Source organism: Pantoea sp. C8B4, from assembly GCF_051336905.1.
Classification (GTDB): Bacteria; Pseudomonadota; Gammaproteobacteria; order Enterobacterales; family Enterobacteriaceae; genus Pantoea; species Pantoea rwandensis_B.
In genome coordinates, this window is record NZ_JBGMNK010000002.1 from 100,655 (window position 1) to 114,423 (window position 13,769).

Genomic DNA, 13,769 nt, shown 5'->3' on the forward strand with positions numbered 1-13,769 from the left:
ATTAACTCCGGCACTCCCGTGTACAAGGGTAAACAAAAATGGCATGAAGCGCCAAAGATGGCCTGAATTTCCTCACTATTCCGAATTGAATGCATAAAAAAAGGCCCTTTCGGGCCTTTTTTGTACTGTAAGGAAAAATTACAGCACGTCGACAGCGTTAAGCTCTTTGAAAGCCTGCTCTAAACGCACAACCATTGAAGCCTGTGCAGAACGCAGCCATACGCGTGGATCGTAGTATTTCTTGTTCGGGCTATCCACGCCATTTGGGTTACCCAACTGGCCTTGCAGATAGTCTTCGTTCTTTTTGTAGTACTGCAGGATGCCGTCCCAGGTCGCCCATTGGGTATCGGTATCGATGTTCATTTTGATTACGCCGTAACCAATTGACTCTTCGATTTCTGCAGCAGAAGAACCTGAACCACCGTGGAACACGAAGTCCAGCGCGTTGTGCGGCAGGTTGTGTTTCTTGGTGACGTATTCCTGAGAATCACGCAGGATGGTCGGGGTCAGTTTCACGTTGCCTGGCTTGTACACACCGTGCACGTTACCGAAGGAAGCCGCGATGGTGAAACGTGGGCTGATTTTGCTCAGCTCGGTGTACGCGTAATCAACGTCTTCTGGCTGGGTGTACAGCGCAGATGCGTCCATGTGGCTGTTGTCCACGCCGTCTTCTTCGCCACCGGTGCAACCCAGTTCGATTTCCAGCGTCATGTCGATTTTCGCCATGCGCGCCAGGTATTTAGAAGAGATCTCAATGTTCTCTTCCAGTGACTCTTCTGACAGGTCGATCATGTGAGAAGAGAACAGTGGCTTACCGGTTTTCTTGAAGTGCTCTTCACCGGCATCCAGCAGACCGTCGATCCACGGCAGCAGTTTCTTGGCGCAGTGGTCGGTGTGCAGAATCACTGGCACGCCGTACTGTTCAGCCATCAGATGCACATGGTGCGCACCCGCGATAGCGCCGAAGATTGCCGCGCCCTGTGGCTTGTCGGTTTTGAAACCTTTACCGGCGATGAAGGCAGCACCACCATTGGAGAACTGAACGATGACCGGCGCTTTAACTTTGGCCGCAGCTTCCAGTACCGCGTTGATGGAGTCCGTGCCGACGCAGTTAACTGCAGGCAGAGCGAATTTGTTTTCTTTCGCTACTTGGAAAACTTTCTGAACGTCATCACCAGTGACAACGCCGGGTTTTACGAAATCAAAAATTTTAGACATGGTTGTGTCCTGTTTCGTTACCGTTCATCCCACGAGGGGACGTCGATTTTTTGCCCAGGATGGGCAAGCCTTCAGACGGCGCCGAAGCGCCGTCCCCAAAAATTACTGCTTAGCGCGCTCTTCCAGCATCGCTACCGCTGGCAGTTTTTTGCCTTCCACGAACTCGAGGAATGCGCCACCGCCGGTAGAGATGTAGGAGATCTTGTCTTCGAGACCGAACAGGTCAATCGCTGCCAGGGTATCGCCGCCGCCCGCAACAGAGAACGCGTCGCTGTCTGCAATCGCGTTCGCCACGATTTCGGTGCCTTTGCGGAAGTTCGGGAATTCGAACACGCCAACTGGACCGTTCCACAGGATGGTTTTTGCTTCTTTCAGCAGTTTTGCCATCGCCAGTGCGGTTTCGTCACCGAAGTCCATAATCTCTTCGTTATCCGCCACTTCGGAAACCTTTTTAACGGTTGAAGGGGCAGTTTCAGAGAATTCCGTTCCTACGCGAGAGTCGGTTGGAACTGGGATGCCGTGCTCGTCACGCAGCTTTTTCGCCGCTTCAACGAAATCTGGTTCGTACAGTGATTTACCAACTTTGTTGTCGATAGCCACGAAGGTGTTAGCGATGCCGCCGCCGACAATCACGGTATCCGCGATTTTCACCAGAGACTGCAGCACGTCGAATTTGGTAGAGACTTTAGAACCACCCACAACGGCGACCAGCGGACGCTCTGGGTTGCTCATCACTTTACCCAGCGCTTCCAGCTCAGCAGACAGCAGCGGGCCAGCACAAGCGATCGGTGCGAACTTGCCCACACCGTGGGTAGAAGCCTGCGCGCGGTGCGCAGTACCGAAAGCATCCATCACGAAGACATCGCACAGTGCGGCATACTTCTTCGACAGAGTCTCTTCGTCTTTCTTCTCGCCTTTGTTAAAGCGAACGTTTTCCAGTACCACCAGCTCACCTGCGCCGACTTCAACGCCGTCGAGGTAGTCTTTCGCCAGGGTAACGGTGGTGCCGTTCAGTTTGTCTTTCAGGTAGTTAACAACAGGCAGGAGGGAGAATTCTTCGTTGTATTCACCTTCGGTCGGGCGACCCAGGTGAGAGGTAACCATCACTTTCGCGCCCTGTTTCAACGCCGCTTCGATGGTAGGCAGAGAAGCACGGATACGTGCATCTGACGTCACTTTCCCTTCTTTCACTGGCACGTTGAGATCGGCACGGATCAGAACACGCTTACCAGCAAGATCCAGATCGGTCATTTTAATTACAGACATGGTGAACCCTCTCGTTGATTCTCATAAGTTTTGCCAGACGCAGTCCGCGTCTTACCTGAAACCGCTTGCGGCCATTGCTAACGTGGTGTCGATCATGCGGTTAGCAAAGCCCCATTCGTTGTCACACCAAACCAAGGTTTTGATCAGGTGATGACCACTGACCCGCGTTTGTGTGCCGTCCACTATGGCACTGTGCGGATCATGGTTGAAATCTACTGAGACTAACGGTAATTCCGTATAGTCAACTATACCACGAAACGCCCCTTCTGACGCGTTTTGCAGCAAGGCATTGACCTCACAAGCCTTCACGGCTTCGCGTACTGAAACGCTCAAATCAATGGCTGTCACGTTGATCGTGGGAACACGGACAGCGATGGCTTCGAAGCGGTCGTTAAATTTCGGAAAAATACGGGTAATGCCCGCAGCAAGACGCGTATCCACCGGAATGATCGATTGGCTGGCGGCACGGGTACGGCGCAGATCGCTGTGATAGGCGTCAATCACCTGTTGGTCGTGCATCGCCGAGTGAATCGTGGTCACGGTGCCTGACTCAATTCCGAAGGCGTCATCCAGCAACTTGATCACCGGAATAATGCAGTTGGTGGTACAGGATGCGTTGGAGACAATGCGGTCAGTTTGTTTAAGAGCTTGTTCGTTAACGCCGAACACCACGGTGGCATCCAAATCATTACCGCCCGGATGCGAGAACAACACTTTCTTCGCGCCCGCCTGCAGATGCGCTTCGCCATCGGCGCGGCTGCCGTATACCCCGGTACAATCCAGCACGATATCGACATTCAGTTCCTGCCACGGCAGTGTATCAATATCGGCCAGATGCAGAATGCGGATGGTGTCGTCGCCCACGAACAGCTGATCGCGCTCCTGGCGCACATCCCAGGCAAAGCGGCCATGGCTGGTGTCATACTTCAGCAAATGCGCCATGCCAGTGGCTTCAGCCAGCTCGTTGATCGCTACCACGGTGATCTCAGCGCGGCGGCCGGTTTCGTACAAAGCACGCAGTACATTGCGTCCGATACGACCAAAACCATTAATTGCTATGCGAACGGTCATCTCACTTCCTGCAACAACAGCCCAAAAAAACGTGCCAAATACCTTGAGCGTTTCGCTGCGTTTTGTACAGGGAATTATTGCCCGCTTAACGTTGCAAAATGATGCCACTGAATTGCAACTGAAACGGTTCAGCTAGAATAAAGCATGCAAGGAATAACAGGAATGATTGCGATCAATTGCGCTGCTGATTATTGGATCTGCGTCACATAATTCGCATGTAAAAATTATTACTTCAGGAATAATTGAACCGTTTCAGGTTTGAGGCGGGAGTTGAAATGAAAAAAGGTGCGCATAAATGCGCACCTTCAATAGCGATAATCACCTGTCGGGCCGCCCTTGATGGCGACCGCTGATTACAGAATAGATTTCGCGGTGTTCACCACGTTCTCAACGGTGAAGCCGAACTCTTTGAACAGCAGTTCTGCTGGAGCAGACTCACCGAAGGTGGTCATGCCGACGATAGCGCCATTCAGACCGGTGTATTTGAACCAGTAGTCAGCGATGCCGGCTTCGATTGCCACACGCGCAGCAACCGCTTTCGGCAGGACAGATTCACGGTAAGCCGCGTCCTGCTTGTCGAAGGCATCGGTAGAAGGCATAGACACCACGCGCACTTTACGGCCTTCGCTGGTCAGCTGGTCGTAAGCGGCAACCGCCAGTTCAACTTCTGAACCGGTAGCGATCAGGATCAGCTCTGGCGTACCTGCGCTGTCTTTCAGCACATAACCACCGCGCGCCACGTTAGCCAGCTGCTCAGCGGTACGATCCTGCTGCGCCAGATTCTGACGAGAGAAGATCAGGGCTGATGGGCCGTCAACGCGCTCGATCGCATATTTCCAGGCAACTGCAGACTCAACCTGGTCACATGGACGCCACAGGCTCATGTTTGGTGTCACGCGCAGGCTAGCCATCTGCTCAACCGGCTGGTGCGTTGGACCATCTTCGCCCAGACCGATGGAGTCATGGGTGTAGACCATAATCTGACGAATCTTCATCAGTGCAGCCATACGCGCCGCGTTACGTGCGTATTCTACAAACATCAGGAAGGTCGCAGTGTACGGCAGGAAACCACCGTGCAGTGCCAGACCGTTAGCGATCGCGGTCATACCAAATTCGCGCACACCGTAATGGATGTAGTTACCGGCTGCATCTTCGTTGATTGGCTTAGAACCCGACCACATAGTCAGGTTGCTTGGTGCCAGGTCAGCGGAGCCGCCCAGGTATTCCGGCAGGATCTTACCGAAGGCTTCAATCGCATTCTGAGACGCTTTACGGCTGGCGATTTTCGCCGGGTTAGCCTGCAGCTGTTCGATGAACTTCTGCGATTCGGTTTCCCAGTTGGCTGGCAGCTCGTTGTTGGTACGACGCGTGAACTCAGCAGCCAGTTCAGGATGAGCAGCAGCATAAGCAGCAAACTTCTGATCCCATGCGGATTCTTTCGCCTGACCGGCTTCTTTCGCATCCCACTGCGCGTAGATGTCTGAAGGAATTTCAAACGGCGCGTAGTTCCAGCCCAGCTGTTTGCGGGTCAGTGCGATTTCGTCGTCGCCCAGCGGTGCGCCGTGCGAATCGTGCGTACCGGCTTTGTTTGGTGATCCGAAACCGATGATGGTTTTGCACATCAGCAGTGAAGGTTTGTCAGATACGGCTTTAGCTTCTTCAACCGCTTTTTTGATCGCGTCTGCATCGTGGCCGTCTACGCCACGCACCACGTGCCAGCCGTAAGCTTCGAAGCGTGCTGCGGTGTCGTCGGTGAACCAGCCATCAACGTGACCGTCGATAGAGATGCCGTTGTCATCATAGAAGGCAACCAGTTTACCCAGTTTCAGGGTACCGGCGATGGAGCACACTTCGTGTGAGATACCTTCCATCATGCAGCCGTCGCCCATGAACACGTAAGTGTTGTGGTCTACGATGTCATGGCCTGGACGGTTGAACTGTGCCGCTAAAGTGCGCTCAGCGATGGCGAAGCCTACTGCGTTAGCGATACCCTGGCCCAGTGGACCGGTGGTGGTTTCAACGCCAGCGGTGTAGCCGTATTCTGGGTGGCCTGGAGTTTTAGAGTGCAGCTGACGGAAGTTCTGCAGCTCGCTCATCGGCAGGTCATAACCGGTGAGGTGCAGCAGGCTGTAAATCAGCATGGAGCCATGACCGTTAGACAGCACGAAGCGGTCACGGTCTGCCCACAGCGGGTTAGTCGGATTGTGGTTCAGGAAGTCACGCCACAGCACTTCGGCGATGTCCGCCATGCCCATAGGGGCACCAGGATGTCCCGATTTGGCTTTCTGTACTGCATCCATACTTAACGCGCGAATGGCGTTGGCAAGCTCTTTACGAGAGGGCATCTTCTACTCCAGGTCGGATTAATGCTCCGCCGCGCTTAACGTATTGTAATTAATCAGTTATCAGGCGAAGCGAGAAAAAAGTCGCACATCAATGTACATGAAAATCGGGGCAAAAGTACATGCGTCGACGTGCTAAATAGCGGGTAAACGGTTGCAATTCGGGGCTTGTCTGCTAGCCAGTGAACAGGATGCACGCTATAACCAAAGCGTTTGAACACCGATCTCAATTTCAGGTGTTTGTTTTCTCTACCTTGTTACGCAAAGGACCTCTCAATGAAAATCCGCGCCACCATTCTTGCTATGGGAATCGCTTCGCTGCTGAGCGGCTGTGAAGGGATGGACAATAACGCGCTACTGCAATCCGGCGCGCAGGCCTATCAGGCTTATACGTTGAATGATTCACAAGTGAAGCAGCTCAGCGATCAGTCCTGTGCCCAGATGGACAAAGACAATCAGCTCGCACCTGCCAACAGTGAATATCAACAGCGTCTGAACAAAATCGCCGCAGCGCTGGGCGATAATATCAACGGCGTGCCAGCCAACTACAAAGTCTATCTGACCAAAGATGTGAATGCGTGGGCGATGGCCAACGGCTGTATCCGCGTTTACAGCGGCTTGATGGATATGATGACGGATAACGAAGTGGAAGGCGTACTCGGCCACGAAATGGGCCACGTTGCGCTCGGCCATACGCGTAAAGCGATGCAGGTTGCCTATGCCACCACGGCGGCACGCACCGCAGCGGCCTCGGTTGGCGGCGTGATTGGTCAGTTGTCGCAGTCACAGCTGGGCGATTTGAGCGAAAAGCTGGTCAATGCGCAGTTCTCGCAGACCCAGGAATCGCAGGCGGATGACTACTCTTATGACCTGCTGAAAAAGCGCGGTGTTAATCCGCTCGGCTTAGCCACCAGTTTCGAGAAACTGGCGAAAATGCAGCAAGGCCAAACGAGTTCGATGTTCGATTCGCACCCGGATTCCGCAGCACGTGCACAGCACATCCGCGATCGTATTGCGGCAGATGGCAAATAATCGACAATAAAAAGGAGCGCTGATGCGCTCCTCTCTTCCACTTCGACAATTACCGCTTAAACAGATCATCCACCATCGACCCCAAATCCAGCTGGTTGTTGTGCAGACTCTGCTCATCCAGTTGACCTTGCGGCGACATCTTATCGATCAATTGCGGCAACAACGACGCCAGCGTGCCAGATGCACCATTCACATCGGTGCCCAGCTTATCAGCCAGCGACTGCAACTCCTCCTGCCCAAAGGCACTCTGAATCTCACCGCCGCCGACCTGTTGATTACCGCCAGTGCCGATCCACGAACCCAGCACCTCACCGAGCCCGCCCTGTTGAAACTTCTGCAGCAGCACTTCGATTCCGCCCTGCTCCTGCACCCAATTCCAGATCGCCTGCAACTGACCCAACTGATTGCCTTGCCCGTTGCCGTTCCCCAGCGAACCCACTAATTCATCCAGAAAGCCCATGGTGACCTCCAAAGATTGAGTAACCGTGATTAACGAAGCGATAAATAACGCTACGCCCAAAAGTATAGCTACAGGGTGCCGATAACGAATTGTCACCTTTAAGTTGTTGAGGCATCAATGCGAGAAGCGTGACAATGGTCTGTATTCACCAGACGGGGCCATTTCATGGTGAAGATGGTCTACACTGACCGTTTGTTTGCAGGCGATACCAGAGAGAGTCACCGGAGCGCTACATACTATGATGACCATTCTGATTATTCTCGCCGTCGTTATCGCGATTGTGCTGATCGGCGCGTATCTGGTGGTAAGGTCTGCCGCTCAGGATATCAATGGCGACTATTAGGAACCGGGGAAGTCGAGAGCAAATGATCGCCCTCAGTTTTTAATCTTTGTATCACTATCAACGCTTGATTTAAGGACAAGGCTCTCGCCCTGCCCTTCCCAGTATTAGCCTTTGTTCGCTGCCTGCACGTGCAGCATATCCAGCGCCAACGTAGCTGCCGCCAGTGATGTCAGATCGGCGTGGTCGTAACCCGGTGCGACTTCCACCAGATCCATCCCGACGATGTTCATACCCTGCAAGCCACGAATCAGCTTGGTGGCTTTATCGCTGGTCAGGCCGCCGATCACTGGTGTGCCGGTGCCCGGTGCGTGTGCCGGATCCAGACAGTCGATATCAAAGGTCAGATACACCGGCAGATCGCCCACGGTGCGTTTCACTTCCGCCAGAATATCATCGACGCTGCGATCGTTAACCTGTGCTGCATCCAGCACGTTAAAGCCAAGGCTCTTATCAAACTCGGTACGGATACCAATCTGCACTGAGTGATTTGGATCGATCAGCCCTTCTTTTGGCGCGGTGAAGAACATGGTGCCGTGGTCGAAGGTTGGACCGTTAGAGTAAGTGTCAGTGTGCGCATCAAAGTGCACCAGTGCCATTTTACCGAAGTGCTTAGCGTGCGCGCGCAGCAGCGGCAGCGTGACGTAGTGGTCGCCCCCGAAGGTCAGCATACGCTTACCGTTTGCCAGCAATTTCTCAGCGTGCGCCTGCAATTTGTCAGAGAGATCCTGTGAATCACCGAATGCGTAAACGAGGTCACCGCAATCCACCACGTTCAGGCGCTGACGCAGGTCGAAATCCCACGGCCAGCGGCAACCTTCCCATGCGAGGTTAGTGGAGATCTGGCGAATCGCACCCGGCCCTAAACGGCTGCCCGGACGACCCGAAGTTGCGGCATCGAAAGGTACACCGGTGATCACCCACTCAGCATCGCTGTCGTAAGGCTGGAAGTTCACCGGGAAGCGCATGAAACCGAAGGCGTTAGAAACCAGGGAGTTATCGTACTGATTGCCCAGGGTGTTATACATAACTTGTCCTCTTTAAGATCCGTGAGTCGGTTAGCCACTAAAATATAGGTAAAAAAAATCCCCTCCGCGTCGTTAGGCCCGACGAGGAAGGGATTTGTTAGGCATGATTATCGCGAAGAATCCGGCAACCTGCAATCGACGCCTGGATTAACGTTCGCGCATCGCCTCTTTGGCTTTATTAAACGGTTTCACCAGATAATCCATGATGGTCTTCTCGCCGGTCTTGATATCGACCGTAGAAACCATCCCCGGACTAATCGAGTAGCGCTTACCGGCTTTGTTCTGCACGTAGTCGTTATCAGTGCGGATAAACACGCGATAGTAGTAAATCTCCGGCTTCACCTCATCCTGGATGGTATCCGGTGAAATGCTTTCCACCACGCCATTCATCCCACCATAAATCGCGTAGTCATAGGCCGAGATCTTCACCACCGCACGCTGGCCGGGATGGATAAAGGCAATATCACGCGGTGACAGGCGCGCCTCAATCAGCAACCGGTCGTTTAACGGCACGATGTTCATCAGTTCACCGTTGGGAGGAATCACCCCGCCGACGGTGGAGACTTTGATGTTTTTCACGATGCCGTTCATCGGTGAACGGATGGTCAGGCGCGTCACCGTATCTTCGCGCCCTTTGATCACCTCAGCCAGGCTGTCCGCTTCGGCACTGGCTTTCGCCAACTCCTCACGCGCCTGCACATAGTATTGCGAGCGCATGTCGGTGAGTTTTAGCTCCAGATCTGATTTATCACGCTGCAAACGCAGCACTTCGACGCTACTGGCGGCACCGGTTTTGGCCAGCTTTTGTGTGATCGCCAATTCCTTGTTCGCCAACGCCAGCGACTCGTTGAACTGCTTCGTCGAGTCAGCAAGCTGAGCGCGTTTGGTTTTGTACAACCGCGTCTCAGAGGCAATCAAATCAGGATAAGCTTTGAGCTCATTGGGGAACGTAAGGGGATCGTCGTTGACCTCGGCTCTCAGGCGCGAGGCCGCTGCCAGTGCCGCACGATAACGCGCCGCACTTTCACCGACGCTGGATTGCGAGCGCGTGGGATCCAGACGCGCCACTACCTGCCCCGCCTTCACCCGATCGCCTTCGTGCACATACAGCTCGGTGAGGATCCCACCTTCTAAAGATTGCAGCACCTGGTCACGCGAACTCGGAATCACTTTGCCCGTGCCGGTTGAGACTTCATCCAGCGTGCCGAACCAGGCCCACACCAGCGATATCAGGATCAACGCGGCGCTGATGGTGATCAGCCTGACCGCTCCGGTGTAGTGGGTCTCGGATTTCAGCTCCCCCAACAGGTCGTCAGAGGAATCGACTTCTGCCGCGGTGACCAGCCGCAGTTTGCCAGGAAGTTGCTTCATCATGGGCGCACCTCTGGTGGATTACCGCCGGCACGCGGTGGCGGCAACGCATTCTCTTTCGGGCTATCCATCACCAGTTGCCCATCTTTAAGCACCAGCACGCGATCCACCAGCGCAAGGATCGCCGCACGGTGCGTCGCCACGATCAGCGTGCGGCCATTCAGCCACGCGCCCAGACGTTCGATGAACTCCTTCTCGGTATGATCATCCAGCGCCGCCGTGGGTTCATCCAGCAGGATAATGTTGGGATCGCGCAACAGCATGCGAGCCAGTAGCACTGACTGGCGCTGACCGCCCGATAAGCCTATCCCGCCTTCCATCACCGGATGATCGAGACCGAGTGGCAAACGACGAATGAAATCCGCCCCGCCGCTGACCGTCAATGCACCGAAGATGGCATCATCAGTCGCGTGGGCCGCGCCCATGGTGAGGTTTTCACGCAGCGTTCCGTGGAACAGGCGTGCGTTTTGCGTCATCAAACCCACGTTGCGCCGCACATCCGAGACATCAATATGTGGCAAGCTGAGGTTATCCAGACGCAGCTCACCGCCCACCAGATCCATGCCGCCAATCATCGCCTGCAACAAGGTCGATTTGCCCGAACCGTTGCGACCCAGCACGGCAATTCTCTCACCCGGCTTGATGGTCAGGCTTTTGATGCGCAGCGCGATGGTGAGTGAATCGGTGTAGTAGCGGAACATCGCATCATTGAACTGATAATGGCCAAACAGCACCGGACAATGGATGCGCGTCTCGTCTTTACTGTTCTCCACCGGCAGATTCATCAATGCATCCAGACTGCCTTTGGCGGCTTTCACCTGCTGCCAGCGAGCCAGCACACCACACAACGTCGCCATGGGGGCAATCATGCGCGAAGAGAGCAGCGAAGCCGCAACAATCGCACCGGTGGTGATATCACCGTTGATCACCATCGGCGCACCGACCACGATCACGCTGGCATACACCAGCCCCTGCACCGTGACACCCCAGCTGATCAGCGAATGCATCACTTTGCGCATCTCCACACCGGATTGCGCCGTAATGCGAATGTAGCTGTTCCACTGTTGCAGGAAACGGTCTTCCGCCTGCATCAGCTTGATATCCTCCAGCCCCTGCACGCTCTCCACCAGCACCGCATTACGCAGCGTCGATTCCTTCAGGTTTTGCTGCGCCAGCTTTGACAACTTCTTCTGGCTGAGAATGCCGGGCAGCACCATCAGGATCACCGCAATCGGCGCAATCCACGCCAGCTGTGGCGCAATGATCGCCATCACCAGCATAAACAACAGGAAGAACGGCATATCAACAATGGCGGAAACGGTGGTTGAAGTCACCATTTCGCGGATCGATTCCAGCTCGCGCAGCTGCGAGATAAAAGTACCGGTGGAACGCGGCACCGCACTATTACGCAGCCGCAGCGCATGACCAAACACGCGATCCGAAACACGCATATCGGCACGTTTACCTAGCAGGTCAGTGACATGATCGCGCCCGACACGTAGGACATAGGTGAACACCACGGAGATAATCACCCCGATATAGAGGACATACAGCGTGGGATAAGATTGCGCCGGAATCACGCGGTCATACACCTGCATCGAGAAGATAATGCCAACCATCGCCAGCAGGTTGAGCAGGAAGGATCCCAGCATCACGTGGCCATAAGGCCGCAGGTCGTGCAGCACCAGACGCCGCAGCCAATCCGGCTTGATCGTTGCCAGATAGCGATCGACGCGGCTGTCTTTGGCGGCGGTGACCGGACGTAATGCGGCGGCAAAACGAATCTCCGGCAGCAGCGTTTCCAGCGCAACGGGCGCCGGTTGCTCATCTCCCGAAAAGTGCACACGCACTTCATCTTCACCATCGAAGTTGGTGATAACACCGACCTGCCCGTCGGCCAGTTCTACCGCCAGCGGCAGACGCCAACTGGTAATTTCCCACTTGTTCTCTTCGTACAGCTGGAGCGATAACCCCGCCTGGCGCGCTAAATGGCGCAGCGCTTTGTCGCGCGTCTGTTTCCCCTGCCATTCGGCGGCGGCCATGATCATGCCCGGAGAACAGGGCAAACGATAGTGGGTGGCGATCTGGATGATCGCCGTCGCCCATCCATTTAACGGAACGTGCCCGTCGGCACCACTGCTGGTATCACCGTTCGGGGCATCGGGAATTTGTAACTGGGTCATGGCTGGATCTCCACATTCTGGATCCGCTGATTATTCAACGCGAACGCCGATCGGATATGCCCGGTGCTGTATAAGCAATCGAGTTGTAACGATCGTAATTGACTGATGGTTTGCTGCAGGGTGAAACGGGTCTGGAACACTTCCTGCTCGGCGTTAAGCACGTCCAGCAGCGGACGGGTGCCGAGTTGCAGATACTGATCCTGATAGAGCTGCTGGGTTTTCTCACCCAGCGTCTGTTGCCGCCCCATAATCGCCAGACTTTGCGACAAGCTAAGGGCTGCACTTTGCGATTCACTGAGTTGCTGCCGTGCTTTCAGGCGTGCGGAATTGACGGCCGCGTTGGCGGCTTGCAAGGCGTTGGCAGCGGCGTCACGTGCGGCAGTGATCCCGCCTCCCTGATAGATCGGCATCTCCACTTTGACGAACGCCTGATACTGAGTGCGATCGAGCGTTTCGCTGCCGGAGTAATGATTGTTGAGGTAGTGCGTCACCTGGGGTTCCAGCGAAATCGTTGGCAGGTTCTGCGCATTAGCATTATCCAGTTTTGCCTGTGCCTGATTGGCCTGAGCCCATGCCGACAGCACCGCCGGGTTGAGTTTGTCATCCGCTTTACCCACCGAGCAGGAGCGCGTCAGGTTCACCGGAAAATCTTCATTCACTTTCTTCACCAACGGCCAACCGAGGTAGGTCGCCAGCGTGGCACGCCAGCGATCGAGGTTAGCCTGATACTGAATCAGCGTGGTGCGTGCACCTTCAATACGTGCATCCGTTTGCGTGGCATCGGAGAGCGAAGCCGCGCCTTCATCATTTCGCTGACGGGCCAGATCGCCAATTTTGCTCAGTGCATCAAGCTGCTGCTGGGCAATCTTCACCAGTTGCTGATAGCCCTGCACTTCCACCAGCGCGGAAGCCGTGTCATGTGCCACCGTATCAATACTCACCAGCACGTTGGCTTGTTCCATCGCCACGCCCGCTTCAGCGGATCGCACCGAGCTGCTGACTTTGCCAAAGTCATACAACATCTGCGAAACCGATAACACAAACGATGGGCTGAACCCCTTCTCGGTATAGGCATTGCTATAGCCGTTGTTCATCCCGCCACTGATCTGCGGATAATATTTGGCTTTCGCCACATCCACCTGGTTGGCCTGTTCCAGCATTTTGCCCACCGCCTGCGCGATATCTGGATGCCACTGAATGGCACGCTGTACGGCCTGGTTGATCGTGAGTGAATCCGGAACGTGAGCCAATGCGGGTTCGGCCACTTCACCGGTTAATGACGGCAGATCCTGCTGCTGTTGCGCCAGGCCTGCGGAGGTGATTCGGCTGGCCGAGGTGAGCGCATCACTGGCAGCCATGAGTTGTGAACAATGAAATAAAGCGATGCCCGCACAGAAGACGCTGAGCTTAGAGTAACGGCGAGTTGGAGCGCCTGATTGCATCAAATCCATCGATAAT

General features: G+C 54.8%; 10 protein-coding genes. 1 reads left to right on the plus strand and 9 read right to left on the minus strand.

Going from position 1 to position 13,769, the window contains the following annotated elements:
- Nucleotides 1-138 precede the first annotated feature (138 nt).
- The 4 genes from fbaA to tkt form a co-directional block, all read right to left on the minus strand.
- Nucleotides 139-1,218: a class II fructose-bisphosphate aldolase gene (gene fbaA, locus ACCW76_RS03325; RefSeq protein WP_034823221.1), complete on the minus strand. Its 1,080-nt coding sequence runs from the start codon at nt 1,216-1,218 to the stop codon at nt 139-141.
- Nucleotides 1,219-1,320: 102 nt separating this feature from the next.
- Nucleotides 1,321-2,484 (minus strand): phosphoglycerate kinase, encoded by a 1,164-nt coding sequence (gene pgk / locus ACCW76_RS03330; protein ID WP_436337742.1) that lies wholly within the window; start codon nt 2,482-2,484, stop codon nt 1,321-1,323.
- Nucleotides 2,485-2,535: 51 nt separating this feature from the next.
- Nucleotides 2,536-3,555 (minus strand): erythrose-4-phosphate dehydrogenase, encoded by a 1,020-nt coding sequence (gene epd, locus ACCW76_RS03335; RefSeq protein WP_038644970.1) that lies wholly within the window; start codon nt 3,553-3,555, stop codon nt 2,536-2,538.
- Between the two features lie 353 nt (nt 3,556-3,908).
- Nucleotides 3,909-5,900, minus strand: coding sequence for a transketolase (gene tkt, locus ACCW76_RS03340; protein WP_436337743.1), 1,992 nt, complete (start codon nt 5,898-5,900; stop codon nt 3,909-3,911).
- A gap of 273 nt (nt 5,901-6,173) precedes the next feature.
- Here tkt and ACCW76_RS03345 point away from each other — a divergent pair, with 273 nt between their 5' ends.
- Nucleotides 6,174-6,929, plus strand: a complete 756-nt coding sequence (locus tag ACCW76_RS03345; protein ID WP_436337744.1) for a M48 family metallopeptidase — start codon at nt 6,174-6,176, stop codon at nt 6,927-6,929.
- 49 nt (nt 6,930-6,978) lie between these two features.
- Here the strand turns inward: ACCW76_RS03345 and ACCW76_RS03350 are convergent, their stop codons facing one another.
- The 5 genes from ACCW76_RS03350 to ACCW76_RS03370 all read right to left on the minus strand — a co-directional run bounded on the left by ACCW76_RS03350 (nt 6,979) and on the right by ACCW76_RS03370 (nt 13,669).
- Nucleotides 6,979-7,389, minus strand: coding sequence for a YidB family protein (locus tag ACCW76_RS03350; protein ID WP_045814677.1), 411 nt, complete (start codon nt 7,387-7,389; stop codon nt 6,979-6,981).
- A 447-nt stretch (nt 7,390-7,836) separates the two neighbouring features.
- Nucleotides 7,837-8,757, minus strand: coding sequence for an agmatinase (speB, locus tag ACCW76_RS03355; RefSeq protein ID WP_034823229.1), 921 nt, complete (start codon nt 8,755-8,757; stop codon nt 7,837-7,839).
- A gap of 147 nt (nt 8,758-8,904) precedes the next feature.
- The gene (locus ACCW76_RS03360) at nt 8,905-10,128 is read right to left on the minus strand and encodes an HlyD family type I secretion periplasmic adaptor subunit (protein ID WP_369801870.1); all 1,224 of its coding nucleotides are present in this window, start codon (nt 10,126-10,128) and stop codon (nt 8,905-8,907) included.
- Nucleotides 10,128-12,311 carry a type I secretion system permease/ATPase gene (locus tag ACCW76_RS03365; RefSeq protein ID WP_436337745.1) on the minus strand — a complete coding sequence of 728 codons (2,184 nt, stop codon included), beginning with the start codon at nt 12,309-12,311 and terminating at the stop codon, nt 10,128-10,130. The genes ACCW76_RS03360 and ACCW76_RS03365 overlap by 1 nt, the downstream gene beginning before the upstream one ends.
- Nucleotides 12,308-13,669 (minus strand): TolC family outer membrane protein, encoded by a 1,362-nt coding sequence (locus ACCW76_RS03370; protein ID WP_436337746.1) that lies wholly within the window; start codon nt 13,667-13,669, stop codon nt 12,308-12,310. Before ACCW76_RS03370 ends, ACCW76_RS03365 begins: the two co-directional genes overlap by 4 nt.
- Nucleotides 13,670-13,769: the final 100 nt, after the last annotated feature.

Excerpts from the sequence above, each read along its gene's own strand:
- speB (WP_034823229.1), bottom strand. The coding sequence starts at position 8,757 with ATGTATAACACCCTGGGCAATCAGTACGATAACTCCCTGGTTTCTAAC.
- ACCW76_RS03360 (WP_369801870.1), bottom strand. The coding sequence starts at position 10,128 with ATGAAGCAACTTCCTGGCAAACTGCGGCTGGTCACCGCGGCAGAAGTC.
- ACCW76_RS03370 (WP_436337746.1), bottom strand. The coding sequence starts at position 13,669 with ATGGCTGCCAGTGATGCGCTCACCTCGGCCAGCCGAATCACCTCCGCA.
- ACCW76_RS03350 (WP_045814677.1), bottom strand. The coding sequence starts at position 7,389 with ATGGGCTTTCTGGATGAATTAGTGGGTTCGCTGGGGAACGGCAACGGG.
- tkt (WP_436337743.1), bottom strand. The coding sequence starts at position 5,900 with ATGCCCTCTCGTAAAGAGCTTGCCAACGCCATTCGCGCGTTAAGTATG.
- ACCW76_RS03345 (WP_436337744.1), top strand. The coding sequence starts at position 6,174 with ATGAAAATCCGCGCCACCATTCTTGCTATGGGAATCGCTTCGCTGCTG.
- fbaA (WP_034823221.1), bottom strand. The coding sequence starts at position 1,218 with ATGTCTAAAATTTTTGATTTCGTAAAACCCGGCGTTGTCACTGGTGAT.
- ACCW76_RS03365 (WP_436337745.1), bottom strand. The coding sequence starts at position 12,311 with ATGACCCAGTTACAAATTCCCGATGCCCCGAACGGTGATACCAGCAGT.
- epd (WP_038644970.1), bottom strand. The coding sequence starts at position 3,555 with ATGACCGTTCGCATAGCAATTAATGGTTTTGGTCGTATCGGACGCAAT.
- pgk (WP_436337742.1), bottom strand. The coding sequence starts at position 2,484 with ATGTCTGTAATTAAAATGACCGATCTGGATCTTGCTGGTAAGCGTGTT.